This window comes from Mycolicibacterium alvei (assembly GCF_010727325.1).
Lineage (GTDB): Bacteria > Actinomycetota > Actinomycetes > Mycobacteriales > Mycobacteriaceae > Mycobacterium > Mycobacterium alvei.
In genome coordinates this window covers 4,092,398-4,117,307 of the sequence record NZ_AP022565.1, presented here as the reverse complement: position 1 = coordinate 4,117,307, position 24,910 = coordinate 4,092,398, and the positions used below count along the sequence as shown (strand labels likewise).

Sequence of the window (24,910 nt, the reverse complement as noted above, 5' to 3'; positions counted from 1 at the left end):
GCGCTTTCGCGACTCTTGCGCCGAAACGGTATTCCAGCACAGACCGTTACCCGAACTTTTCCTGCCGGAATACCGTTTCGCGGCAGTTATGCGAAAGCGTCGACCGCCTTGGCGATCCGTGCAGCGGCATCGACGAGAATCGGCTCCCCATGGCCGAATCCGGCACGCTGCGCCCCGGTGGCGGCGAGAATCCCCACCGCACGGGAGGCTGCCGCCCGGTCGGTGTTGAACACCCCGAGGATCAGCCGGCCGTTGAACTCGGCGATCGCATCACCCGTAAGCACGGCGTCGGCATCCGGCAGGTACAGCGCGATGCTGCCCGGGGTGTGGCCAGGAATCTCGATCACCCGGGCACCGCCGGCGAATTCGAGTACGTCACCGTCGCTCACCACCCGATCCACCCGGCAGGCCGGACCGTTCGGAGGTTCGTCGATATCTGGGCGAAGTGTCCGCTCCGAGTCGGTCAACACCGGCAGCGGACCCGGCTCGCCGCGCACGTACCCGGCGTCGCCCGCACCGGCGATGACCTCCACGTCAGACCATGCGGCGATCTCTGCGGCCGAGCCGCAATGGTCCTCGTGGAAGTGGGTGAGCACGATGCGCTTGACGTGGATGCGCCGCATACCCAGCGTGGTGAGCGCGTCGGTAATCAACCCGGCGCTGTCCGGCCAACCGGTGTCGATCAACGTGACCCCGTCGGACTCGGTCCACAGGTAGCTGTTGAGCAGGTGTGCGCGTTCACCGGGGATGCGCAATCGATAGAGCGAGGCCGACATCTGGAGTAGGTCAGGCATGATTCGACGGTAGTGGCTCTCGCCGAAACTGCATTCCAGCAGGCTGCTACCCGTACTTCCGCGGCCGGAATGCAGTTTCGCGGAGGGCGCCGTCCCAACCACGGGCCGTCAATGCCCCAGACGAGCTCGATCGCGACATCGTCGTCAATCCACTCAGCTCCGTGCAGAGCCGAAGCCGCGACCCCGGACACGAGCCTTCGCGGTGCGTCCACAGCCATGCGCCCACAGTCCGGTCGCGCAGGGAAGGCACATGATTTCGGGGAATGTGGACAGCTCATATCGGGTCACGAGACCTTTCGCGATGGCTTCAGTGCCGACGTGTACCTCCCCCACTCGCACATTTTCTGCTGAAATACCGTTTCGGCGAAATTAGGTGAGAGCGCGGCGGCCGGCCAATGCCCGGCTCAGGGTGAGCTCGTCGGCGAACTCCAGGTCACCACCCATCGGCAGGCCCGAGGCGATGCGGGTGACACTCAGGCCGGGGATGTCGCGCAGCATCCGGACCAGATAGGTCGCGGTGGCCTCACCCTCGGTGTTCGGGTCGGTGGCGATGATCACCTCGGCCACGTCGACGCCGTCGACCCGTTCACCGATCCGGTTGAGCAGCTCCCGGATGCGCAACTGATCGGGCCCGATACCTGACAACGGATCCAGTGCCCCACCCAGGACGTGATAGCGGCCGCGGAACTCACGGGTGCGCTCGACAGCCTGCACATCCTTGGGTTCCTCGACGACGCAGATCAGCGAGGCATCGCGGCGCGAATCCTTGCAGATTCGGCATCGTTCCTCATCGGAGACGTTGCCGCACACCGCGCAGAAGGTGACGCCGTCACGGACGCGGCCCAACACCGCGGTCAGCCGGTCGATGTCGGGCGGTTCGACGCTCAGCAGGTGAAAGGCGATCCGCTGCGCGCTCTTGGGCCCGATCCCCGGCAGCTTGCCGAGTTCGTCGATCAGATCCTGGACCGGGCCTTCAAACACTCACTGCCCCGGAAGTCCGAACCCACCCAGACCGCCGGCCAGCGGACCCAGCCGACTCTGGGCCAGGGTGTTCACCTGATTGGAGGCATCGGCGAGGGCGCCGACGATGAGGTCCTGCAGGGTCTCGGGGTCGGACGGATCGATCACCTTGGGATCGATGGCCACCGCGATCACCTCACCGCTGCCCTTGACCGTGACCTGCACCAGTCCGCCACCGGCCTGGCCGTGCACCTCGGAATTGGCGAGCGCCTCCTGCGCCTCCATGAGCTGCTGCTGTACCTGCTGCGCCTGCGCCAGCAGCGCCGACATGTCGGGTGTGCCTCCGGGTTGCATTGACTGGATCCCCTTGCCGTGTTGATTGCGTCTTGGTCTCGACTTGGTTGCTCTCGCCTGTCGGCGGCGATTCGAGCTTTCAGCCTAGACGGCGTGCGGGCTAGCGTGGCGCCCGTGCGAGTCCCAGCCTGCGTGCGTGTCGGCACCGTCAAAGCGACCAGGGCGATCAGCTGCGTCCTTCTTGCCGCGACCGCGACCGCGGTCGTCGACACACCTCACGCCACCGCCGCCCCATCGAACGTCGCCGGGAAGATCGTCTTCCTCGATCCCGGCCACAACGGCGCCAACGACGGATCGATCAGCCGCCAGGTGCCGACGGGCCGCGGCGGCACCAAGGACTGCCAGGCCAGCGGCACCTCCACCGAGGACGGGTACCCCGAACACACCTTCACCTGGGACACGACCCTGCGGGTGCGCGCCATCCTGAACCAGCTGGGGGTGCGCACCGCGATGTCGCGCGGCAACGACAACGCGCTGGGACCGTGCGTCGACGAACGCGCATCGATGGCCAACGCACTGCGCCCCAACGCCATCGTGTCCATCCACGCCGACGGCGGCCCGGCCAACGGTCGCGGCTTCCACGTGCTCTACTCGTCGCCGCCACTGAACAATGCGCAGGCCGGACCGTCAGTGCAGTTCGCCAAGACCATGCGCGATCAACTGTCCGCGTCGGGTATCCCGCCCGCCACCTACATCGGTTCGGGCGGCCTGGACGCCCGCTCGGACATCGCCGGGCTCAACCTGGCGCAGTTCCCGTCGATCCTCGTCGAGTGCGGCAACATGAAGAACCCGGTCGACTCCAGCCTGATGAAGACCCCGGAGGGTCAGCAGAAGTACGCCGAGGCCATCGCTCGGGGCGTCGTGGCCTTCCTGGGCACCCAGGCCGCGACCCCGGCGGGCTAGCTTTCGACTTCTCTCTTCAGGTTCGCCAGCACCTCGTCCTGGATCTTGCGCAGCCCCAGCGGTGCGAACGTCTTCTCGAAGAACCCCTTGACGCCGCCGGCACCGGTCCAGCTGGTCTTGAGGTTGACCGACGATCCGTTGCCCGCGGGGGCGACGGTCCAGTTGGTCACCAGGCTGGAGTTGGCGTCCTTCTCGATCACCGTGTGACCGGCCGCATCCACCGAGGCCTTGATGTCACGCACCCGCGACTCGGTGGCCTGCAGCTTCCAACTCGCCACGGTGCCTGCACCCTGACCACCCTCGAGCACCTGGTAATCGCGGTAGTGCGAGGAAAGGATCTTCGGGCGCACGGTCTGGTAGTCCGCGATGGCGGCGAACACAGCGGCCGGCTCGGCGTTGATCAGAACCGTGCTGACCGCACTGACCTGTCCCATGACTGAAACTCCTTCAACTCGTGTCTGCGGTCGCAAGGTCGGCAACCTCCGACTAGCGTATATGTGTGTCCGTTGCTACGACTGACGCACAAGCTGTCCATGCCCTGGGTGTGCAGCGCCTCCTGGACAGTTACCGTGCCATGCCGCCCAATTCGACGGTGCGGCTTGCCAAGCCCACGTCGAACCTGTTTCGCGTGCGCGATCGCAGTGGCGTCAGCGGTTTGGACGTAACGGGTCTGACCAATGTGATTGCGGTCGACGTCCAAGCCCGCACGGCCGACGTGGCCGGCATGTGCACCTACGAGGACTTGGTGGCGGCGACGCTGCCGCACGGTCTGGCCCCACTGGTGGTGCCGCAACTCAAGACCATCACGCTGGGTGGTGCGGTCACCGGGCTCGGTATCGAGTCGACGTCGTTCCGCAACGGTCTGCCGCACGAATCGGTGCTGGAGATGGACATCCTCACCGGGGCAGGCGAAATCGTCACCGCATCGCCGGACCAGCATGGCGACTTGTTTCGAACATTTCCCAATTCTTATGGCACGCTGGGGTATTCGACCCGACTTCGGATCGAACTCGAGCCGGTCACACCATTTGTCAGCCTGCGCCACCTGCGCTTTCACTCACTGGCCGAGCTCGTCTCGGCGATGGACCGGATCATCGAGACCGGCGGACTCGACGGCGAGCCGGTCGATTACCTCGACGGCGTCGTGTTCAGCGCCGACGAAAGCTACCTGTGTGTCGGCTTCAAGACGACGACACCGGGCCCGGTCAGCGACTACACCGGCCAGAACATCTACTACCGCTCGATCCAGCATGCGCACGGTGAAAAGCACGACCGGCTGACGATTCACGACTACCTGTGGCGATGGGACACCGACTGGTTCTGGTGTTCACGGGCATTCGGCGCGCAGAACCCGACGATCCGGCGGCTCTGGCCCCGCAAGCTGCGCCGCAGCAGCTTCTACTGGAAGCTCATCGGCTACGACCAGCGGTTCGGCATCGCCGACCGGATCGAGAAACGGCACGGCCGCCCGCCCCGCGAGCGGGTGGTGCAGGACATCGAGGTGCCCATAGAAAACTGTGAACGGTTCCTCTCGTGGTTCCTGGAGAACGTGCCGATCGAACCGATCTGGCTGTGCCCCCTGCGCTTACGCGAGGAATCCCGCTGGCCGCTCTATCCACTGCGGCCCCATCACACGTACGTCAACGTCGGATTCTGGTCCTCGGTTCCGGTCGGCCCGGTCGAAGCACACACCAACAAGCTGATCGAGGCCAAGGTCAGCGAACTCGACGGACACAAGTCCCTGTATTCGGATTCCTATTATTCGCGTGAGGATTTCGACAACCTCTACGGTGGCGAGGCCTACCAGACCCTCAAGAAGTCCTACGATCCCGATTCGCGACTGTTTGACCTGTACTCGAAAGCCGTGCTGCGCCGATGAACGGAGAACAGCGATGACCACCTTCAAGGAACACTCGACGCACGCAGGCGATCGCAAACTCAACCTCGCCGAGATCCTGGAGATCTTCGCGTCAGGGTCCCAACCCCTGAAATTCACCGCGTACGACGGCAGCGCCTCCGGCCCGGTCGATGCCACCCTCGGACTGGACCTCAAGACCCCGCGCGGCACCACGTATCTGGCGACTGCCCCAGGTGATCTGGGCCTGGCCCGCGCATATGTGTCCGGCGACCTCGACATGTACGGGGTACATCCGGGCGACCCGTATCCGCTGCTGTGCGCGCTGGCCGAGAAGATGGCGTTCAAGCGTCCGTCCGCCCGGGTGCTGGCCAACATCGTCCGCTCCATCGGCATCGAGCACCTCAAACCCATCGCACCACCGCCCCAGGAAGCCCTGCCGCGATGGCGGCGAGTGGTGGAAGGCCTGCGGCACAGCAAGACCCGTGATGCCGACGCGATCCACCATCACTACGACGTGTCGAACACCTTCTACGAATGGGTGCTCGGGCCGTCGATGACCTACACCTGCGCGTGCTACCCGGACACCGACGCCAGCCTGGAAGAGGCACAGGACAACAAGTACCGACTGGTGTTCGAGAAGCTGCGGCTACAGCCGGGCGACCGGTTGCTCGACGTCGGCTGCGGGTGGGGCGGCATGGTGCGTTACGCGGCACGCCACGGCGTCAACGCGCTCGGGGTGACGCTGTCGCGGGAGCAGGCCCGCTGGGCACAACAGGCCATCGTCAGCGAAGGGCTCGAAGACCTGGCCGAGGTGCGGCACGGCGACTACCGCGACATCGCCGAGACCGGTTTCGACGCGGTGTCCTCGATCGGCCTGACCGAGCACATCGGAGTGCACAACTACCCGTCGTACTTCGGTTTCCTGCAGTCGAAGATGCGCCCCGGCGCGCTGTTGCTCAACCACTGCATCACCCGTCACGACAACCGCAGCGGAGCGGCCGCCGGGGGGTTCATCGACCGCTACGTGTTCCCGGACGGGGAGCTGACCGGCTCCGGGCGCATCATCACCGAAGTGCAGGACGTCGGTCTTGAGGTCATGCACGAGGAGAACCTGCGCCACCATTACGCCATGACGCTGCGCGACTGGTGCGCCAACCTCGTCGAGCACTGGGACGCCGCCGTCGCCGAGGTCGGGCTGCCCACCGCAAAGGTGTGGGGCCTGTACATGGCCGGGTCCCGGCTCGGCTTCGAGACGAATATCGTTCAGCTACACCAGGTTCTGGCCGTCAAACTCGACGAGAGCGGCAATGACGGCGGTCTGCCGCTGCGGCCGTGGTGGACGGCCTAGGTCTGCAACCCTGGGCGGACGGCGAGGCCTGTCAGCTCTCGATCTTCCGCGCACCCAGTTCGTTCTGCAGCAGCTCGAGGGCTACCTCTTCGGGGTCGCGACGCGGCCCGGCCTCGCTCTGCGAAGCCTCGGCGAGCATCTCTGCCTCTTCCTGCTCCGGGGACGGCGGCGGTTCCGGATCGGGGACCGGCTTCGGTTCGGGAATGACGCGGCCCGGCCGGGTGGGCACCCGTGGCGGGGCCTTCGCAGCCTTTGGCGGGGGCGGTGGGGCCGCCTCCGCAGTGCCGACCTCACATCGGATCTGCCAGTCCACCCCGAGCGCATCCTTCAATGCGTCGCGGATCACGTCGGCATTGCGCGACTCGGTGAGCCGCTTGGCCAGCGGTGGTGAGTCATGGGACAGCACAAGGGTTCTGTCCTCGACTGCCCGCACGATGGCGCCCGCGAGCATGACCTCGGTGGTACGGCTGCGCTCGCGCACCTTCTCCCGCACCGTGGTCCACATCGAGCGCACCGCAGCGGCGTTGGGCTCGCCGCCCGGGGCCACCGACGCCTGCGCCGGTTGGGGTTCCGGCTCAGGTTCTGCGGCGGGCTCGGGCTCGAAGTCGGGCTCCGGCGGGAGCGGTGGCTCGGGCTCCGGTTCCGGAACAGGAGGCGGAGGCGCCGGGGGCGACGCAGGAGGCTCAGCGGGGGCGGCCTTCGGGGCAGCCTGGCTGCGGCGGGCGAACGTCTTGGTGGGCTCGGCGGTGGATTCGACAGACCGGGCCGCCGATGACGACGACGCCTCACCGGCCGGGAGTGACATGTCCAGCCGGGTCTCGATACGTTCGATGCGCTGCAGCAGCGCCGACTCGGTGTCATGGGCCGAGGGCAGCAGCAGCCGGGCGCACACCACTTCCAGCAGTAGCCGCGGTGCGGTGGCACCGCGCATCTCGCCCAACCCGGCGTGCACCACCTCGGCGTAGCGGGCCAGCGTGGCCGAACCCACCTTGGCCGCCTGCTCACGCATCCGCTCGAGCACATCGGTCGGCGCGTCCACCACGCCGCGGGTGACCGCGTCGGGCACGGCCTGCAGCACGATCAGATCGCGGAAGCGCTCCAGCAGATCGGTGGCGAACCGTCGCGGATCATGGCCGGCGTCGATTACGGCTTCGACGGCGCCGAACAGCGCAGCAGCATCCCCCGCCGCCAGCGCCTCGACCGCGTCGTCGATGAGTGCCATGTCGGTGGCGCCGAGCAGGGCCAACGCCCGCTGATAGGTGATGTGGTTGCCGTCGGCACCCTGCTCGGAGCCCGCCAGCAGCTGATCGAGCACCGAGAGCGTGTCACGGGGTGAACCGCCGCCCGCCCGGATGACCAATGGGTACACCGCATCGTCGACGTGAACGTTCTCCTCGGCGCAGATGCGCTCCAGCAGCGGACGCATGGTCCGCGGAGCCAGCAGCCGGAACGGGTAGTGATGCGTACGCGACCGGATGGTCGGCAGCACCTTCTCCGGTTCGGTGGTGGCGAACACGAAGATCAGGTGCTCGGGTGGCTCTTCGACGATCTTGAGCAGCGCGTTGAAACCAGCCGTGGTGACCATGTGCGCTTCGTCGATGATGAAGATGCGGTACCGCGACTGGGCCGGCGCGTAGAACGCCCGGTCACGCAGTTCGCGGGTGTCTTCCACACCACCGTGGCTGGCGGCGTCGAGTTCGACGACGTCGACATTGCCCGAACCGTTCGGCGCCAGCGCCACGCACGAATCGCATGAGCCGCACGGTGTAGGAGTGGGGCCGTCGGCACAGTTGAGCGAGCGGGCCAGGATGCGCGCCGACGATGTCTTGCCGCAACCCCGTGGTCCGGAGAACAGATAGGCGTGGTTGATCCGGCCCGCGGTCAGCGCGGTAGATAGCGGCTCGGTGACATGTTCCTGCCCAACGACTTCCGCGAAGCTTGCCGGCCGGTATTTGCGGTATAGAGCCACGGGAGAAGGCTACCGACTGGATCTGACGCCGCGCGGGTGCCCGTTGACTTTGACACCACGCACACCGTTGCCCGTACAAATGCAGCGTCAGCTCAAAGTCAACACAGAGATCAACACAGAGATCTGCACAGAGCGCGATTCATCCACAGGTGGCTACGTCGAGACCGGCACCCACCCATGCCTGTCCTCGTCACCGGCGACTCTCGCCTGATGAGCGAGCCCTTCATCGGCACCGAAGCCCTGTCAGCCGGCGTCGTCAACCGCTACCAGCTCAGCCGCTACCACCGCACGATCCTGCCGAACATATACGTGGACAAGCAAACTGCCGTGTCGCTGCGGCAACGTAGTACGGCGGCATGGTTGTGGTCGGGCCGTAACGCGGTGATCGCGGGTGCCGCCGCATCGGCGCTCCATGGCTCGAAGTGGGTGGCCGACGACGTTCCGATCGAGTTGATTAGCACCAAAACCAAGCCACCCGAGCAGGTGATCACGCGCCAGGACCTGATCTGCGACGGGGAGGTCACGATGATCGACGGTCTGTCGGTCACGAGCGTCGAGCGCACTGCTTTCGACCTTGGACGCCGCGGGTTGGTCGGTGCGGCCGTCGCGCGGCTCGACGCACTTGCTCGAGCCACCGGACTAAAGGCGGACGACGTGCTGACGCTGGCCGCACACCACCGCCACGCCCGTGGCCTGCGACAACTCGAATGGGCGCTGGATCTATTCGACCCCGGCGGCCAGTCCCGAAAGAAACCTGGCTGCGGCTGATGCTCATCGACGCAGGTTTTCCGCGGCCGCAGACACAGATACCGGTGCTCGGGCCCGACGGCTACCCGAGGTACTTCCTCGACATGGGTTGGGAGGAACTGAAGCTGGCGGTCGAATACGAGGGCGTGCAGCACGCCGATCAGCTCGGCTATGACATCGTGCGTGCCGACTACATCACGCGAGCCGGCTGGACCCACGTGAGAGTGGCCGCGGGGCACCGACGGCCCGCCATCATCGCCCGGGTGGAACGCGAATGGGATCGACTTTGGCGACCAGAACTCGGGATCACGCCGCGCCGGACGCCGCTGGCCGGTCCCCCATTGGAACTCGGCTGCTGACTTTGATTCCACGCACACCGCTACTCGCACAAAAGCAGCGTCAGTTCTAAGTCAACGCAGAAGCTGCTCGGTCGCCGCGAGCAGGGCGCAGGTGGCCAGGCCGTCGATCGCATCGCGCACATCGGACGGCGACGGGAACGTCGGCGCGATGCGGATGTTCTTGTCCTCGGGGTCCTTGCGATACGGGAAGGACGCACCCGCCTCGGTCACCGCGATCCCGGCGTCCTTGGCCAACGCGACGGTGCGCTTGGCCGTGCCGGGCCACACGTCGAGGCTGACGAAGTAGCCGCCCTTGGGATCGGTCCACGACGCGATCTTCGACTCACCCAACCGGTCCTCGAGGATCTCGGCGACCAGGGCGAACTTGGGAGCGATCAGCTCGCGGTGACGCTGCATCTGCAACCGCACGCCGTCGGCGTCGCCGAAGAAGCGGCTGTGCCGCAGCTGGTTGATCTTGTCCGGACCGATCGTCTTCTTCCCCGCGTGCTGCAGGTACCAGGCGATGTTGCCCAACGAACCGCCCAGGAAGCTCACCCCGGCCCCGGCGAAGGTGATCTTGGAGGTCGAGGCGAACACCAGCGGACGGTTGGGGTTGCCGGCCGCCTCGGCCAGCCCCAGCACGTCGACCTGGCGGACGAACTCGCCGGTCAACGTGTGGACCGCATACGCGTTGTCCCACATCAACCGGAAATCATTTGCCGCCGTGCGCATTTGGACGAGACGCCGGACAACTTCCCAGGAATAGGTGACGCCGGTCGGGTTGCCGAACACCGGTACGCACCACATGCCCTTGATCGCCGGATCAGCCGCGACGAGTTCCTCGATCAGGTCGACGTCGGGCCCGTCCTCGCGCATCGGCACCGCGATCATCTCGATCCCGAAGGACTCGGTGATCGCGAAGTGGCGGTCGTATCCGGGCGAGGGGCACAGGAACTTGACCGTCCCCTCCGCCGCCCAGGGTCGCACCGAGTCCACCCCGCCGTGCAGCAGCGAGAAGACGATGACGTCGTGCATCATCTCCAGGCTCGCGTTGTTCCCCGCGATCAGGTTCTGCACCGGGATACCGAGCAGTTCGCCGAAGATCTCCCGGAGTTCGGGCAGCCCGTGCAGACCGCCGTAGTTACGGGTATCGGTACCCGTACGGTCGCGGAAGGAATCTTCTTCCGAGCCGGGCAGCGACAGCAGCGCGTTGGACAGATCCAACTGCTCGGGCGCCGGCTTGCCTCGGGTCAGATCCAGGCTCAGCTTCTTCGCCTGCAACTCCGCGTAGTTGCGCTGTTGGATTTCGTGCTGCGCGAGCAGCTCGTCGCGGCCAAGAGACTGGAACGACACCGCGCGCCTTTCACAGAAGCGGAATGAGCTGGACGTAAGGGGACCCCGCGCACCCGCCAGAGCCCGTTGACCCTTGCTGCCTTCCGGCCCTGGGGGAGTTCACAGGATGGACGCCGCGCGGGGTCCAAGGCGAGTGTAATACCCACCCCTGTCCCCGGCGTTTACGGGACTGGTTGGAACGTCAGTTAGGATCGTCGACGGAGGATTCGCCTAGTGGCCTATGGCGCTCGCCTGGAACGCGGGTTGGGTTAATAGCCCTCAGGGGTTCAAATCCCCTATCCTCCGCGCTCGGGTCCGGGGTGCGACCTGCTGAATCAACCTAGATCAGCATCTCGCACCCCGGCCCAATTTCAGTACCCGAGGAGGAGTATGGGCCGCACCGTCGCGGTGATCTGGCACGTGTCGTTTTCGATCGTGGCCGCTGGCCTCTACTTTTTCTTCGTCCTCCCACGATGGCCTGAGCTCATGGGTGACACCCCGCCGACGCTCGGGCTGGTCCTACGCATCGTCACCGGTGTGCTGATCGGCCTGGCCTCTCTGCCGGTCGTGTTCACGCTGCAGCGGACCAAGCGTCCGGAGCTGGCCACCCCCGAGTTGGCGCTCCGGTTGCGGACCGCGTCGATCGCCCTGCACGTGCTGGCGGCGGTACTGATCGTCGGCACCGCGGTCTCCGAGATCTGGCTGTCGCTGGACGGCTTCGGTCCGTGGCTGTTCGGGATCTACGGCGCCGCCGCCGCGATCGCGCTGCTCGGCATCTTCGCCTTCTATCTGGCGTTCGTCGCCGAACTGCCGCCCCCGCCGCCGAAGCCGGTCAAGACCCGGGAGAAGGCCCAGCGCCGCGGCCGCAAGAACGCGATCGCCGAGGCGGACGAACCGGAGACCGAAGAACCGGAAGAGACGGAAGACGCCGGCGAAACCGAGGCCGAGGCCGAAGACGCTGAAGAACCGGCGAAGGTGAACCTGACGAAAGAGCCTTCGGACGACGAGACCGACGACGGCGAGGGCAAGACCCTGCGCAACCGCCGGCCGTCAAGCAAGAACGGCACCAAGCGGCGCGGCCTGCGCACGCGTGGCGAAGTCACCACCGAGGACTGACACGCGTCACCCGCGTCGACATCGGGTGCTTATCCAGCGAAGATGGGTATATGGGCAAAGTGAGCTCACATCCGTTCAGAACGATCGTCGCGGTGGCAGTGGCCACCGCGGCCGCCGTTATCGCCCCGATTGCCCCTGCCGGTGCCGCACCCGGCGACCCGGAGATGGCGGCTGCGCAGGTCGAACCGTCGGTAGCCCGCATCGACACCGTCGTGGACTACCAACAGGCCTACGGCATCGGCACCGGCATCGTGCTGTCGCCGAGCGGTGAGGTGCTGACCAACTACCACGTCGTCCAGGGCGCCAACTCGATCAGTGCCACGGTCGGTGGTCAGCGATTCCCCGCGGACCTGGTCGGCTACGACCGCCAGAACGACATCGCGGTACTGCAACTGCACGGTGCGGCCGGCCTGCCACCGGCATCGATCGGCGATTCGGCCGCGCTGGCACCGGGCCATCCCGTCGTCGCGCTCGGCAATGCCGGGGGCACCGGTTCGCCCCTGACTCACGAGGTGGGCACCGTCAGCGCGTTCAACCGCACCGTCAACGCCGAAGACGAGCTGACCGGTACCAGTGATGAGATCGACGGCCTGTTCGAGTTCGCCGCACCGGTACGTGCCGGCGATTCCGGCGGTCCCGTGGTCAACGACGCCGGGCAGGTCGTGGGGATGACGACCGCCGCGTCGGTGAACTTCCGCATGGGCCCCGGTGGCAAGGGGTTCGCAATCCCGATCAACGACGCAATGGCCGTCGCCGGACAGATCCGCGCCCGCATCCCGTCGGCCTCGGTGCACATCGGGCCGCCGACCCTGCTCGGCGTCGGTGTCCGCACCGCGCAGCGGCGCAGCGGCGGCGTGATCGTCCAGGACGTCATTCCCGGCGGCCCGGCCGCCGCGGCCGGCCTGATCCCGGGCGACATACTCACCGGCATCGACAGCACCCCGCTGGATTCGGCGCGTACCCTCACGCTGATCCTCGATCAGCACTACCCGGGCGACGTGATCGGCCTGACCTGGTTGGACCAGGGCGGTCAGCAACACACCGGCAAGGCCACGCTGGCTGCCGGGCCGTAGTCCATGGTCACGCTGGACCGCCTGATCAACGTCCTGGGCGGCTACGGAGTGCGACTGCGCGCCCCACATGGAATCGGTCCGGCGACGCGCTCGACCGAGTTGCGCAGCGTGGTGATGCACGAACCCGGTCAGGTCGTCGGTGATGTCCTGCTGGCGGTCGGGGCCGCGTCGATAGCCGAGGCGATGCAGTGGGCGGAGGCAGCGCGCGCCGTGGTGGTTCTGGTCCGCGGCCCGCACAGCCCCGCCGACGACGACGAACTGGCGGCCGACAACCGCATTGCGGTGATGACGGTCGAGCCCGAAGTCTCCTGGAGCGAGCTGGCGGCCGTGATCTACGGCGTGGTGCTGGAGGGTCGAGAGACCGAATCCGGGCGCGGCCCAACCGATTTGTTCGCGCTGGCCGACAGCCTCGCCGATGCCGTGGGCGGCGCGGTCACCATCGAGGACCGGCGTAGCGCGGTGCTGGCGTACTCGCGGCTGCAGCAGCAAGCCGATCCGGCCCGCGCCGCGACGATCCTGAGCCGTGGGGCCCCTGAACCGTTACGCGCCCTGTTCGAGGCCCGCGGGGTGTTCCGGCACCTGGCCGCATCGGACGAGCCGATGTTCGTCGACGGCGATGGTGAGGTCGGTCTGACCGGGCGGATGGTGGTGGCCGCGCGGGCCGGGCGCGAACTGCTCGGTTCGATCTGGGTGGCCTGTACCGCTCCGTTGCCCGACGCGCGCCGCGCCGCGCTGGCCGACGGCGCTCGCATGGTCGCCCTGCATCTGTTGCGCTCCCGCGCCAGCGCCGACCTGGAACGCCAGGTGGAGTCGGAGCTGGTCATCCGTCTCCTCGAAGGCGCCGCCGATGCCACCACGGCTGCCAGTCGGCTCGGCTTGCCGCAGACCCCCCTGCGGGTGATCGCGTTGCGTGCCCGGACGGGCGACGAGCGGCATGCCCCGCTACTCCTGGCGTTCGAGCGGGCGACCGCGGGTTTCGGCTGGTCACGTCCCGGGCGCAGCGCCCTGGCCGGCAACACCGTCTACACCGTGTTGCCCGGTGCCGAAGCCGAGACCGCGAGCCGGTGGGTGGCGGGTCTGCGCGCCGCGTTGCCCGAGCCGGTGACCGTGCTGGCCGGCATCAGCGGCCCGGCCGCCGCCGCCGAGCTGGCGCTGGCCCGCAGTGAAGCCGACGAGTGCCTGGCCCTGCACGAAGTCCTGCACGAGGTGCCGCACGGAGACGCTGTGGACCCCGATGAGAACGTGCCGGTCTATGACGAGGCCTGGGATGAGATCCTGCTGCAGCGCCTGCGGATCGCAGCCCGCGCCGGTCGCGCGCCGCAACGCGGCCCGGTCGCCGAGCTACGGGCCCACGATCAGGCCAGCGGCACGCACTATGCGGTCACGCTGCGGGCCTGGTTGGAGGCCCAGGGCGATCTGGCCGGGGCCGGGCGGACGCTCGGTGTGCACGAGAACACCGTGCGCTACCGGATGCGCAAGATGGCCGAACTCACCCAGTTGGACCTGACCGACGCGCGCAAGCGCCTGGCGATGATGATCGAGCTGGCGGCGACCGAAGATCTGTCGTGACCCGACAATAACCCCCGTTCTTTTTGTCGAGATAGCGCAAACACAACGCGTGTGTTTTCCCTCACCATGGGTGCATGTATGGGGTCGAGCGCATTGACGGCGCACCGCGGTCGGCGGTCGTCGTGGGTGCAGGCATCGTCGGCCTGTCCACCGCATGGTTTCTCCAGGAGCACGGAGTCGAGGTCACCGTGGTCGACCGCACCGGGATCGGTGCAGGTGCGTCATGGGGTAACGCCGGCTGGGTTTCGCCGACGCTGACCATCCCACTCAACGACCCGGCCCTGTTGCGCTATGGCGTCCGGTCACTTTTCAACCCGGCCGCTCCCCTGCACATCCCCCTGACATCGGGTCCCCGGTTGCTGGCGTTTCTGGGCCGGTTTGCCATGAACTGCCGGCAGTCGACCTGGACCAGGGTCGCGAAAGCCAACGTGCCGCTCAACGAGGAGTGCCTCGAGGTCTACGACGTACTGACCTCCAACGGCGTGGCAGTGCCCACCACCGACGGGCCGATCACCGCGCTGTTCGAAACCACCCGGCAGGCCGAGCATCTGATGACCGAACTCCGCCGGATGGCCGGCATCGGACAGACGGTCACGGTCACCAGCCTGTCCGGTGAGATGCTGCGCGACCATGTGCCGCTGGCCTCGTCGGCGATCACGGCGGGCATCAGCGTGGAGGGCCAGCGCTTCGTGGACCCGGGCCGATTCGTTCACGCGCTCGGCGATGCCGTCATCGAACGGGGCGCGGAGCTGGTGATCGGCGAGGTCACCGATGTACGCGCCGCGGGCGCCAACGTCATCGTGGACCTGGCGGACCGTTCCCTGAGCGCCGAGACCGCGGTGATCGCCACGGGGGCGTGGCTGTCGAAGCTCGCAAAACCCTGGGTCCGGACGCCCGTGCAGGCCGGCCGCGGTTACTCGTTCACCGTGCCGGTGGACCGCCCGCTTCTCGGGCCCATCTACCTGCCCGACGCTCGCGTCGCCTGCACGCCGTATCACGGCAAGCTGCGGGTGGCCGGAACCATGGAGTTCCGTTCCCCCGACGATCCGCTGCAACCGCCGCGGGTCGACGCGATCATCTCCTCCGCCGCCCCGCTGCTCGACGGGGTGGACTGGGATGCCCGCACCGATGTGTGGGTGGGCCCGCGCCCGGTCAGCTCCGACGGCCGCCCGCTCATCGGTGAAGTGGCACAGGGCATCTACGTGGCCGGCGGTCACGGCATGTGGGGGCTGGCCCACGGACCCGTCACCGGCCGGTTGCTCGCCGAGTACATGACCACCGGAAAGCAACCCGAGGCACTGCGGGAATTCGATCCCCGGCGCTGAATTCACGACTTCGCCCTGACGGGCACACAAGGCCGTCAGGGGCGGCGTGCAACCCGCCCCTGACGGCATCTCCGCATCATCGGAAGGAAACCACAATGACTGTCAGCCAACGTATTTGGTTATCGCCACAGGCCTACGAGCGCCTGCAGGTCGAGTTGTCGACGCTGCGTGATCTGATCGCGACCGAAGCAGCGTCCGACTCCGACGAGAACGAGGTGGCCGTCCAGCGCGCCCGCCAGGCCCGCATCCAGCACATCCACGACATACTGCTGTACGCCGTGGTCGGCGAGAATCCGGCCGACGACGGGGTGGCCGAGCCGGGCATGGTGCTCACCGTGCGCTATGACCAGTCCGGCGAGATCGAGACCTTCCTGTTGGGGGTCCGCGGCGCCGAATACGGTGATCTGGAGGTCTATTCGGTGAACTCACCGTTGGGCGAGGCCATCGTCGGCGCGCGTCCCGGCGAGCACCGCAGCTACCCGGTGCCCAGCGGCGAGGCTGTGCCGGTCACCCTGATCAGCGCGGTGCCGTTCGGGATGCACGTGCCAACCGCGGGGTAAGCCCTACTCTGTTCGGATGGCCGAACGCAAGGGCACGCCCGGCAGCTTGACCGCAGACGACTGGGTGCAGGCCGGGTATGCCCTGCTGGCTTCCGACGGGATGCGGGCGCTGAAGATCGAGCGCCTCTGCGAGCAGATCGGCGCGACCCGGGGCAGCTTCTACTGGCACTTCACCGACATGAAGGGCTATCGGGCTGCCCTGGTCGCGTCGTGGAATGCGTTCCTGGAGCAGGACCGCCGCTCACTGGCCCAAGTCGAGCACCTGCCGCCGCGCGAGCGACTGTCGCAGATGATGCAGCAGCTGCTCAGCCCGCGGCACTGGACGTTGGAGCGGGCCATGCGGGAGTGGGCACGCTCCGACGACGTCGCCGCAGCCAATGTGCGTGCGGCCGACCATCGCGTTCAGGTCGCGGTCACCAAGGCGTATCTCGACTACGGGTTCAGCCCGGAGGACGCCGCGCTACGCGGCCAGGCCACCTTCGCAGCGGGCATCGGCATGCTTCACCTGATGGATTCTGCCGAGACCCTGACCACCGCCGACCGCTACGAGCGTTTTCTGGATCTGATGCTGGGGAGCTGAGGCAACTACTTCGGGTTGCCGTACTCGTCCCAGTTCTCCGCGACCTTCTTGCTGGGCTGCACCCGCGGCGGCTCACCCGGCATCTTGGGATAGTTGGGCGGATAGGGCAGGTCTCCGAGGCCACGTTCCTCGTCGGCGGCCACCAGATCCAGCAGTGGTTGCAGCGACTGCTTCTTCGAGTCGATGTCCGCCCACGGATCCTCCCGTCCGGCAAGGAAATCCGGCACGGTGACGATCGTGTAGTCGTCAGGGTTGGCGTCGCGCAGCTCCGCCCAGCTCAACGGCGTCGAGACGGTGGCAATCGGGGTTTTGCGCGCCGAATACGCCGAGGCGAACGTGCGGTCACGGGCGTTCTGGTTGTAGTCGATGAACAACCGCTCGCCCCGCTCTTCCTTCCACCACGACGTGGTCACCGCGTCGGGGGCACGGCGTTCGACTTCCCGGGCCAGCGCGATCCCGGCCCGGCGCACCGCGATGAAGTCCCAGTCGGTCGCGATCCGCAGAAAGATGTGCACACCGCGGCCCCCGGAGGTCTTGGGATAGCCGACCAGGCCGAGCTCGTCGAGCAGTGGCTTGAGCACATCGCAGGCCACCGCGGCAGCCTCGGCGAAACCCGTGCCCGGTTGCGGGTCCAGATCGATGCGCAGCTCATCGGGATGTTCGGTGTCCGGGCAGCGAACCTGCCAGGGATGCAACGTGATCGTGCCCATCTGCGCGGCCCATGCGATCGACGCCGGGTGGGTCACCTTGAGCGCGTCGGCGGTTCGGCCGGACGGGAAGGTGACGACGCAGGTCTCCAGGTAGTCGGGATGCTTCTGCGGTACCCGCTTCTGGTAGATCTCCTCACCCTCGATGCCGTCGGGGAAGCGCTGCAAATGTGTGGGCCGGTCCTTCAACAGCGTCACCATGCGATCGGCGACGTGCAGGTAGTACTCCATCAACTTGCCCTTGGTCCCGGCCGCGCCGAGCTTCGGGTAGTACACCTTGTCCGGGTTGGTGAAGCGGACCTTGATCCCGTCGACGTCGAGTTCGGTTGCGGGCGTTGGCATGTCAGCTGTCTCCCTCAAGGACGTCGTACAGGTCGTAGTTCAACGGCACGTCGAGCTGGTCGAACGTGCAGCTGTCCGGTTCCCGGTCCGGGCGCCAGCGCATGAACTTCACCGCATGCCGGAAGCGCTGACCCTGCACGGTGTTGCCCTCCATCTGGTCATACGCCACCTCACACACGAGCTCCGGGCGCACCGGGATCCAGCGCTTGTCGGCGGCCGAGTTCCAGCGGCTCGGGTCGCCGTCGCGGACTTCATCGCCCACGCGCAGCGGCTCCAGGTCGGCCAGCAGCTTGAGCCGGTCCTTCACGCTGAACGAGGCTGCACCACCCACCATCTGCAGCTCACCGTCGGGGCGGTAGAGGCCGAGCAGGATCGAGCCGATGCCCTCCCCGCTCTTGTGGATGCGGTAGCCGATGGCCACGCAGTCGGCATCGCGGTGGTGTTTGACCTTGACCATCTCCCGCTTGCCGGGCAGGTAGTGCCCGTCGAGCTTCTTGGCGATCACGCCGTCGAGCCCGGCCCCCTCGAAGGTCTGCAACCACTGGGCACCCAGTTGGGGATCGGTGGTGGTTCGCGTGACGTGGCACCACTGCGTGGCCTTGACGGCCTCGATCAGCGCCTCCCGACGCATCCGGAACGGCTCGGCGAGCAGCGACCGGTCACCGTCGGCCAGGGCATCGAATCCGATGAAGTGTGCCGGGGTCTGCTCGGCCAGCATCCGTACCCGCGACTCGGCAGGATGGATGCGCTGCGACAACGACTCCCAGTTCAGCCGGACCCGGCCGTCGATCTCGCGGGGCACCACCACTTCACCATCGAGGACGCAGCGGTCGGCGAGTTCGTCGCGCAGCGCAGCGAGCAGTTCGGGGAAGTAGCGCCCGAGTTCCTTTCCGCTGCGCGATTGCAGCGTCACCTCATCACCGTCGCGGAACACCAACGCCCGGAAGCCGTCCCATTTCGGTTCATACGACCAGACACCGGCCTCATCGGGCACTTTCACCTGGGCTTTGGCGAGCATCGGTTCGATCGGCGGCACTACGGGTAGGTCCACGGGCTCCATCCTGGTTCATCTGGGCGTCACGGATCTAGACTTCCGCGCCGCCCAGATGAACTAGGACGACATCGTCCCGGGCCTGGTTCACCTCTCGGGCTGATCCGGCGGCTGCAGCCAGGTGGCGATGTTGCGGACGTAATCCTTGAACACCGCCAGCCGCGACGGGTCGGCCTTGATCTGCGTCCCGGGTCGGTCGGTGACGAACGACGGCGCCCCACAGTCGAGATCCCAGTTGTAATCGGCGAAGTGGTGAAAGGTGGACTCGGCCACGGCCCGGCCCAGCGGCCTGCCGTCGCGGGTGCGTTCGCCGTCGAGAGCCACCGCGAGGTTGAACCGCCGGGTCGTCGCGGTGCTGCGCCCCTGCGCCACCACCCTGGCGAACGGGACCCTGGCCGAGACCGATCCCTCATGGGGGTGTGCCGGGAACCATTCGACGCAACCGCTGGCGGACCCAGTGGTGCGCAACAGCTCGTGCACCGGTTGCGCCGCCAGCACCGGCTGATAGTCGCCGTTGGCGCCGGAATTCGGCGCCGGGCCGAGGTCGGGAAACTCGTTGACCTGCGCCAACGACCCGAGCCCCCGCAGACAGCTGCCCAGGTGCTGGTGATCGCGCGCGGTCAGCATCCCGCCGCCGAGTGCCCGGAACCGCCCGATCGCCGCGCACTCCTCGGGAGTCAGCCCATTGCCCATGTCGACGGCCATCAGCCACACCTGGTCGAACCCGAGGTCGTCGACATGGCTGAGCACCGGATCCTGCCCGGCATGATCGACCCGGTTACGAGCCAGCACCTCGTGCCCGGCCGCGCCCAGTTCGGCGGCCAGCATCGAGAACCGGCTGACATCCCAGTCGTCGGGATTCGCCGGGATCGTCGTCTGCAACAGGATCGTCGCCATGCAATTCAGCGTGGCCGCCGCAACCTCATTCGGGACCCTTGAAAACCCGTGGTTCAGCCGGTCCAGGAAACTGACCGCAGCTGGCGACGGGACCGGACTCCGAGCTTGACGAACACCTTGCGCAGGTGCCATTCCACGGTGTGGGTGCTGATGAAGAGCTGTGCGCCGATCTCCTGATTGGTCAGTCCGTCGCGGGCCAGTTGAGCGATCTGAGCTTCCTGCGCCGTCAGCTCGTCGCCGGAGGTCAACCGCTGCTTGCGTACCTTCTCACCCGTCGCGGTCAGCTCACGCCGGGCACGTTCGGCGAAGGCCTGCGCCCCCATTTCGGTGAACATCTCGTAGGCCGTGCCGAGGTGTTCACGCGCGCTCGCGCGTTGTTTCTGGCGACGCAACCATTCCCCGTAGCGCAGATGGGTCCGCGCCAGCTGCACCCCGACCCGGGTGCGCCCCAGTCGCTCGATGGACTCGTTGTACAGCGCATCGGCCTCGGTACCGTCGGCCAGCATGGCCCGCGCGCCGGCGAATGTGCCCAGTCCCCAATCGGTTCCGCTGGCACCCGCGCCCGCCTCCAGCCGGCGCACGGCATCCTCGGCCACGTCCCGCTCACCGACGTGCGCAGCGGACTCGGTCAACTCGAGCAGACACCAACCGTAGAACCCGAGATCGTGGTATTCGCAAGCCTTCCGGGCTGCCGCCAACGCCTCCTCGTACCGGCCCAGACCGTTGTAGAGCACTGCGGCGGCATACCCGGAGACACCCAGCAACCGGCCCTCGCCCTTGGCCGTTCCCTCGGCCATACCGGCCTCGATCAGGTCGCTCGCTTCGGCCAGGTCGCCGCGCCAGGCGGCAAGTTCCACCTTGTGGTACTTCATCGGGTGGTGACCGATGGCCGCCGAGATCGCATCGGCCTCTTCCATAAGCCTTGCTGCCGTGACGAACTCGCCGTCCTGCACATGCACCCCGGCCTGGTAGGCGATCGCCGGCGGCAGCAGCGCCAGCGCACCGGTGGCGCGGGCGTAGCCGATCATGGCGGTGGCCAGACCTTCCATCAGGACGTCGTCCCACAGCTCGCCTGCGACGGATTCCTGCACGACGGGGAACGCCAATCCCAGCCAGTGCAACGCCGTGGCGTCACGGTGTCGGGCGTGCTCACACCACAGGTCGAGCGCAGCACGCAGGTGATCGACCGCGGCGGACAGTCCCTCGGTGACCAACTTCGTCACGCCGATGAGCAGGAAGTCGATGGGCCGCGACGGCTCCGCGACACCCGCCACCGCAGCACGCGCCGCCTCCGCGGCCTCCACCAGCGCCTCCGGCTGGTTGCGTGAAGCGAACACCGCGGCGGCCATCGCCTCGATGTAGGTCTCCCGGGCCAGCTCGTCGTCGAGATTCTCTAGTCGCTTGGCCGCCTCCAACAACAGCGCGGCGGCGTTCCGGACCGGAGGCGCGCCCGGCAGACCACCGCGGCTGCGGGTGAACTCCATCTGCGCGCGCAGCCGCTCCACCCGGGCGTGCTGCAGTTCGGTCAATGGGCTCAGTTCAGCCAGGGAGAGCAGCTCGTAGGCGGCCTCGGGCGCCGCCGCCTCACGTTTGGCCCCGGCGGCGGCGATCGCCCGGGAACCGCGCAGGGCCGGATCGGCGGACAGGATCGCCGACCGCTCGAGGAAGGTCGCCCCGGCGGCGATTCCACCTCGACCCTGGGCACGCCATGCCGAGGCTTCCAGTTCGGCGGCCACCGCATCGTCGGGACCGACCGCGGCGTTGGCGGCGTGCCAGGCCCGGCGATCCGGATCGAGCTCGGGATCGGTGACCGCAGCCAACGCTCGGTGCACCTCCCGGCGGTCGGCCGCGTCAGCTGCCCGGTAGGCAGCCGACCGAACCAGGGGGTGGTGAAAGCGCATGCGCACCCCGTACTCGATCACCCCGGCGGTCTCGGCCGGTGCCAGCGCGTCCACCTGTATCCCCAAATGCCCTGCCGCACGGGAGAACAGCATCGGGTCGCCGAGCGGGTCGGCCGCGGCGAGCAACACCAGCAGCCGGGTATCGTCCGGCAGCGACCGGATCCGGCGGACGAACCCTTCCTCGACCTGCCCCACCGACAGTCGCGCCGAGCCGAGCCAGAAACCCCCGGCCAGCTCTGCCGCAGGCACATTACGCGGCACCTCCAGCAGTGCCAGTGGGTTTCCGCGGGTTTCGGCGATCACGCGGTCGCGGACCCGTGCGTCGACCCGGCCCAGCATCACCGAATCCAACAGGTCCCTGGCGTCGCTGTCCGCGAGGCCCTCGACTTGCAGCTCGGGCAGGCCGGGCAGGACGTCGGCGCCATGGTGACCGTCGCGGACGGCGAACACCACAACCACCGGTTCGGCCAACAACCGCCGTGCGACGAAGCCGAGGGTCTGCACCGACACCTGATCGAGCCATTGCGCATCGTCGACCACACACAGCAGCGGCTTGTCATCGGCGGCGGAGGCCAGCAGACTCAGCACCGCAAGGCCGACCAGAAATCGGTCCGGCACCGGGCCGACGCCCCGGCCGAAGGCCACCGAGAGCGCGTCGCGCTGCGGCTCGGGCAGCTTGTCGAGGTGATCCAGGAGCGGTGCGCACAGCTGATGCAGCCCGGCGAACGCGAGTTCCATGTCGGACTCGACCCCGGCCACCTGGGTCACCCGGAACCCCGGTGCCTGTCCGATGAGGTAATCGAGCAGCGCCGTCTTACCGACACCCGCCTCACCGCGCACCACCAGCACCGCGCTGCCGCCCGACCGCCCACCGGATACCAGGGATCGAAGTGCCGCACATTCGCCGGCTCGGCCGCGTAGCGGTGAACCTGCGCCCATATCCGCGATCACCTAGCCGAGCCGCAGCGCCGGTGCGGGCAGCGAGTCGATGCCGTGATGGGCGAATTGTGCCCAGCGAGTGCGTATCTCGGTGGAGAGCTGGTTGTCGATCGCTCGCTGCGGGCCGAGCATCGGGGCATCGGCCCAGGCTCGGGGTGAGCCGAGCAGGAACGGCAGCTCCATGCAATGACAGGCGCCCAGCGGGGCATGGTCGGGTGCCCAGTCGAAACGAAAGGTGCCGACCCGGCCACCGTGGGTCCGCCAGGCTTCGGCCAGCCGCGCGGCGGGGCCACTGAAAGCCCGCCTGGTCAGCATCGACGAACCCGCCCGTACCGCGAGACGTCCGAGGACGGGCACCCGGTTGAGCCTGGCCCCCCTGCGGTCCATTGCCACGAACGGCGCGGCGTCGTCCTTGGTGTAGCCGATGAGCAGCTCGATACGACCTGCGGCGTCCGCGACGGCCGCCGAAACATCGGCCGGTGCCGGTAGCGGTGTGCGGCCGAGTCTCGGCGCGAACGCCAACGCGCCGAGCAGACCGAAGCCCTGCGCGGCAGCGACCGCGGCGCCTTCCGCGGCGAGCAACTGGTCCAGGCTCGCCTCGGCCGGATCCGCACCGGCCAGCGAGGTGGTCATCGCCACCCCCATGGCCTGCGCCATCTCGTCACGCCCGGCATCCAACTCGAGCGGAGCGCTCTGCAGGATCGCGCGGTGGAACAGCCCGACCGCGTCCCGGCACAACATGAGCGACATGACCGAATGCGCGCCCGCCGACTGCCCGAACGCAGTGACGTTGGCCGGATCGCCCCCGAATGCGGCGATGTTGTCGTGTACCCAGCGCAGCGCCAGGATCTGATCGCGCAGACCCAGGTTGTCCTCGCCCGCCCCGGGTGGCGCCAGATAACCGAAGATGCCGAGCCGGTAGCTCACGTTGACCACCACGACGTTGCCGGAGCGAGCCAGCGAGGCGGTGTCGTACTTGGCGGATTCACCACTGCCCGCCACGTAGGCGCCGCCGTGGAACCACACCATGACCGGCAGCCGGTGCGCATCGGCCGGAGCGGTGACCGACAACACCAGACAGTTCTCACTCGTCGACAGGCCGTCGAGCACGTCCCCGGTCACCCAGCCCAGCCGCGACGGCCGTTGCGGACAGGCCGGACCCGGCTGCGTCGCATCCCGAACCCCCGACCAGCCCGCGGCCGGTTCGGCGACGGCGAATCGTTTGGCGGTGCCGTACCGCACGCCTCGGGCACGCACCAGCCCGTCTTGGTTCTCGACCTGGATCGTGCCGCCGGTGATGTGTCGATCCCGCACCCGCCCAACGTACCGATAGATTGCGGGGCGTGAGCCTGACCCCCGCCGGGCGGTTCGCGCCGAGCCCGTCGGCCGACCTGCACATCGGCAACCTGCGCACCGCGGTGCTGGCGTGGTTGTTCGCCCGGTCCACCGGGCGGCGGTTCCTGCTGCGGGTCGAGGATCTGGACGACCGGACGTTTCCCGAGATCGGGCACCGTCAGGTGGCGGATCTGGCCGCGATCGGATTGACCTGGGATGAGCCGGCGCAGTGGCAGACGGGACACCAGGACCGCTACGACGCCGTGATCAGCGGGTTGTTCGAGCATGGACTCCTGTACGAATGCTATTGCAGCCGAAGAGATATCGCCCAGGCTCCGCGTGCCCCGCACGCCCCCGAAGGCGCGTACCCGGGCACCTGCCGGGGTCTCACCGACGCCGAACGCGACCAGCGGCGCGCCGAAACCGGCCGTCCACCCGCGTTGCGGCTGCGCACCGACACCTTCGTCGGCACCGTCACCGACCTACTGCACGGCAGCTACACCGGGATCATCGACGACTTCGTGGTGCGCCGCGGCGACGGCGTGCCCGCCTACAACCTGGCCGTGGTGGTCGATGACGCCGCCGGCGGTGTCGACCAGGTGGTTCGCGGGGACGACCTGCTGCCGTCCTCACCCCGTCAGGCCTATCTGGCCCGCCTGCTCGGCCACCCGGAGCCGATCTACGCCCACGTTCCGCTGGTGCTCAACCAAGACGGCGCCCGGCTCGCCAAACGCGACGGGGCGGTTACCCTGGCCGAAATCGGCGTCGACCGGGCACTGGAGCAGATCAGCGTGTCGTTGGGGTGGCCGCCGCTCAGCGTTGCCGGAATGCTGGACCGGTTCGATCCGGCACACCTGCCGCGCCGGCCGTGGATATATCAGCCGGGCTGAGCAGAAGCCTGCAGAACCTCTC

The 24,910-nt window shown here is 67.7% G+C and carries 21 protein-coding genes, 1 tRNA gene, 1 other RNA gene and 1 pseudogene; 12 read left to right on the top strand and 12 right to left on the bottom strand.

The genetic code is table 11. The features are described 5' to 3' along the window. Positions 1–86 precede the first annotated feature (86 nt). From G6N44_RS19620 to G6N44_RS19610, 3 genes are all read right to left on the bottom strand, one after another. Positions 87–794 (bottom strand): MBL fold metallo-hydrolase, encoded by a 708-nt coding sequence (locus tag G6N44_RS19620; protein ID WP_163666749.1) that lies wholly within the window; start codon positions 792–794, stop codon positions 87–89. Between the two features lie 369 nt (positions 795–1,163). Beyond that, entirely contained in the window at positions 1,164–1,775 is a 612-nt protein-coding gene (recR, locus tag G6N44_RS19615) for a recombination mediator RecR (RefSeq protein ID WP_163666747.1), read from the bottom strand. Further along, on the bottom strand, positions 1,776–2,108 hold the full coding sequence (locus G6N44_RS19610) for a YbaB/EbfC family nucleoid-associated protein (RefSeq protein WP_163666745.1): 333 nt from the start codon (positions 2,106–2,108) through the stop codon (positions 1,776–1,778). 105 nt (positions 2,109–2,213) lie between these two features. Between G6N44_RS19610 and G6N44_RS19605 the strand changes: the two genes are divergently transcribed. Next, on the top strand, positions 2,214–3,011 hold the full coding sequence (locus G6N44_RS19605) for an Rv3717 family N-acetylmuramoyl-L-alanine amidase (RefSeq protein ID WP_163670166.1): 798 nt from the start codon (positions 2,214–2,216) through the stop codon (positions 3,009–3,011). Here the strand turns inward: G6N44_RS19605 and G6N44_RS19600 are convergent. Then, positions 3,008–3,445 carry an SRPBCC family protein gene (locus G6N44_RS19600; RefSeq protein WP_163666742.1) on the bottom strand — a complete coding sequence of 146 codons (438 nt, stop codon included), beginning with the start codon at positions 3,443–3,445 and terminating at the stop codon, positions 3,008–3,010. The genes G6N44_RS19605 and G6N44_RS19600 overlap by 4 nt on opposite strands. Positions 3,446–3,510: 65 nt before the next feature. Here G6N44_RS19600 and G6N44_RS19595 point away from each other — a divergent pair, with 65 nt between their 5' ends. Beyond that, complete coding sequence (locus tag G6N44_RS19595) at positions 3,511–4,890, top strand: FAD-binding oxidoreductase (RefSeq protein ID WP_163666740.1); 1,380 nt, start codon at positions 3,511–3,513, stop codon at positions 4,888–4,890. 13 nt (positions 4,891–4,903) lie between these two features. Continuing rightward, positions 4,904–6,217, top strand: a complete 1,314-nt coding sequence (locus tag G6N44_RS19590; protein ID WP_163666738.1) for a class I SAM-dependent methyltransferase — start codon at positions 4,904–4,906, stop codon at positions 6,215–6,217. A gap of 31 nt (positions 6,218–6,248) precedes the next feature. On the opposite strand, the gene G6N44_RS19585 is transcribed toward G6N44_RS19590, so the two are convergent. After that, positions 6,249–8,186: a DNA polymerase III subunits gamma/tau gene (locus G6N44_RS19585; RefSeq protein WP_163666736.1), complete on the bottom strand. Its 1,938-nt coding sequence runs from the start codon at positions 8,184–8,186 to the stop codon at positions 6,249–6,251. 210 nt (positions 8,187–8,396) lie between these two features. Here G6N44_RS19585 and G6N44_RS19580 point away from each other — a divergent pair. Beyond that, positions 8,397–9,292: pseudogene (locus tag G6N44_RS19580) on the top strand (DUF559 domain-containing protein). 51 nt (positions 9,293–9,343) lie between these two features. On the opposite strand, the gene G6N44_RS19575 reads toward G6N44_RS19580, so the two are convergent. Both G6N44_RS19575 and ffs read right to left on the bottom strand, forming a co-directional pair. Then, positions 9,344–10,624 (bottom strand): aspartate aminotransferase type Ic, encoded by a 1,281-nt coding sequence (locus tag G6N44_RS19575; protein ID WP_163666734.1) that lies wholly within the window; start codon positions 10,622–10,624, stop codon positions 9,344–9,346. Between the two features lie 34 nt (positions 10,625–10,658). Next, positions 10,659–10,753, bottom strand: an RNA gene (ffs, locus tag G6N44_RS19570) — signal recognition particle sRNA small type. 70 nt (positions 10,754–10,823) lie between these two features. On the opposite strand from ffs, the gene G6N44_RS19565 reads away from it, so the two are divergent. The 7 genes from G6N44_RS19565 (at position 10,824) to G6N44_RS19535 (ending at position 16,826) form a co-directional block, all read left to right on the top strand. Beyond that, a tRNA-Ser gene (locus G6N44_RS19565) sits at positions 10,824–10,909 on the top strand. 84 nt (positions 10,910–10,993) lie between these two features. Further along, on the top strand, positions 10,994–11,719 hold the full coding sequence (locus G6N44_RS19560) for a lipid uptake coordinator LucA (protein WP_163666732.1): 726 nt from the start codon (positions 10,994–10,996) through the stop codon (positions 11,717–11,719). 50 nt (positions 11,720–11,769) lie between these two features. Continuing rightward, positions 11,770–12,792, top strand: a complete 1,023-nt coding sequence (locus G6N44_RS19555) for a S1C family serine protease (RefSeq protein ID WP_163666729.1) — start codon at positions 11,770–11,772, stop codon at positions 12,790–12,792. A gap of 3 nt (positions 12,793–12,795) precedes the next feature. Beyond that, positions 12,796–14,361, top strand: coding sequence for a PucR family transcriptional regulator (locus G6N44_RS19550; RefSeq protein WP_163666728.1), 1,566 nt, complete (start codon positions 12,796–12,798; stop codon positions 14,359–14,361). Between the two features lie 74 nt (positions 14,362–14,435). Then, complete coding sequence (locus G6N44_RS19545; protein WP_163666726.1) at positions 14,436–15,686, top strand: NAD(P)/FAD-dependent oxidoreductase; 1,251 nt, start codon at positions 14,436–14,438, stop codon at positions 15,684–15,686. 95 nt (positions 15,687–15,781) lie between these two features. Then, positions 15,782–16,246, top strand: coding sequence for a GreA/GreB family elongation factor (locus G6N44_RS19540; RefSeq protein WP_163666724.1), 465 nt, complete (start codon positions 15,782–15,784; stop codon positions 16,244–16,246). Positions 16,247–16,262: 16 nt separating this feature from the next. Next, the gene (locus G6N44_RS19535) at positions 16,263–16,826 is read left to right on the top strand and encodes a TetR/AcrR family transcriptional regulator (RefSeq protein WP_163666722.1); all 564 of its coding nucleotides are present in this window, start codon (positions 16,263–16,265) and stop codon (positions 16,824–16,826) included. A 5-nt stretch (positions 16,827–16,831) separates the two neighbouring features. Here the strand turns inward: G6N44_RS19535 and ligD are convergent, their stop codons facing one another. The 5 genes from ligD to G6N44_RS19510 all read right to left on the bottom strand — a co-directional run bounded on the left by ligD (position 16,832) and on the right by G6N44_RS19510 (position 23,977). Next, positions 16,832–17,875, bottom strand: coding sequence for a non-homologous end-joining DNA ligase (gene ligD, locus G6N44_RS19530; protein ID WP_163666720.1), 1,044 nt, complete (start codon positions 17,873–17,875; stop codon positions 16,832–16,834). Position 17,876: 1 nt separating this feature from the next. Further along, on the bottom strand, positions 17,877–18,935 hold the full coding sequence (locus G6N44_RS19525; RefSeq protein ID WP_163666718.1) for an ATP-dependent DNA ligase: 1,059 nt from the start codon (positions 18,933–18,935) through the stop codon (positions 17,877–17,879). A gap of 78 nt (positions 18,936–19,013) precedes the next feature. Next, positions 19,014–19,823 (bottom strand): hypothetical protein, encoded by an 810-nt coding sequence (locus tag G6N44_RS19520; protein WP_179964412.1) that lies wholly within the window; start codon positions 19,821–19,823, stop codon positions 19,014–19,016. 53 nt (positions 19,824–19,876) lie between these two features. Continuing rightward, a complete protein-coding gene (locus G6N44_RS19515) occupies positions 19,877–22,672 on the bottom strand; it encodes an AAA family ATPase (RefSeq protein WP_407666180.1) in 2,796 nt (931 codons plus the stop codon). Positions 22,673–22,675: 3 nt separating this feature from the next. Beyond that, complete coding sequence (locus tag G6N44_RS19510) at positions 22,676–23,977, bottom strand: carboxylesterase family protein (RefSeq protein WP_163666714.1); 1,302 nt, start codon at positions 23,975–23,977, stop codon at positions 22,676–22,678. 29 nt (positions 23,978–24,006) lie between these two features. Here G6N44_RS19510 and gluQRS point away from each other — a divergent pair, with 29 nt between their 5' ends. Next, on the top strand, positions 24,007–24,888 hold the full coding sequence (gene gluQRS, locus G6N44_RS19505) for a tRNA glutamyl-Q(34) synthetase GluQRS (RefSeq protein WP_163666712.1): 882 nt from the start codon (positions 24,007–24,009) through the stop codon (positions 24,886–24,888). The last annotated feature ends 22 nt before the right edge of the window (positions 24,889–24,910 follow it).

Excerpts from the sequence above, each read along its gene's own strand:
- G6N44_RS19620 (WP_163666749.1), bottom strand. The coding sequence starts at position 794 with ATGCCTGACCTACTCCAGATGTCGGCCTCGCTCTATCGATTGCGCATC.
- G6N44_RS19610 (WP_163666745.1), bottom strand. The coding sequence starts at position 2,108 with ATGCAACCCGGAGGCACACCCGACATGTCGGCGCTGCTGGCGCAGGCG.
- G6N44_RS19600 (WP_163666742.1), bottom strand. The coding sequence starts at position 3,445 with ATGGGACAGGTCAGTGCGGTCAGCACGGTTCTGATCAACGCCGAGCCG.
- G6N44_RS19590 (WP_163666738.1), top strand. The coding sequence starts at position 4,904 with ATGACCACCTTCAAGGAACACTCGACGCACGCAGGCGATCGCAAACTC.
- G6N44_RS19560 (WP_163666732.1), top strand. The coding sequence starts at position 10,994 with ATGGGCCGCACCGTCGCGGTGATCTGGCACGTGTCGTTTTCGATCGTG.
- G6N44_RS19555 (WP_163666729.1), top strand. The coding sequence starts at position 11,770 with ATGGGCAAAGTGAGCTCACATCCGTTCAGAACGATCGTCGCGGTGGCA.
- G6N44_RS19550 (WP_163666728.1), top strand. The coding sequence starts at position 12,796 with ATGGTCACGCTGGACCGCCTGATCAACGTCCTGGGCGGCTACGGAGTG.
- G6N44_RS19545 (WP_163666726.1), top strand. The coding sequence starts at position 14,436 with ATGTATGGGGTCGAGCGCATTGACGGCGCACCGCGGTCGGCGGTCGTC.
- G6N44_RS19540 (WP_163666724.1), top strand. The coding sequence starts at position 15,782 with ATGACTGTCAGCCAACGTATTTGGTTATCGCCACAGGCCTACGAGCGC.
- G6N44_RS19535 (WP_163666722.1), top strand. The coding sequence starts at position 16,263 with ATGGCCGAACGCAAGGGCACGCCCGGCAGCTTGACCGCAGACGACTGG.
- ligD (WP_163666720.1), bottom strand. The coding sequence starts at position 17,875 with ATGCCAACGCCCGCAACCGAACTCGACGTCGACGGGATCAAGGTCCGC.
- G6N44_RS19525 (WP_163666718.1), bottom strand. The coding sequence starts at position 18,935 with ATGGAGCCCGTGGACCTACCCGTAGTGCCGCCGATCGAACCGATGCTC.
- G6N44_RS19520 (WP_179964412.1), bottom strand. The coding sequence starts at position 19,823 with ATGGCGACGATCCTGTTGCAGACGACGATCCCGGCGAATCCCGACGAC.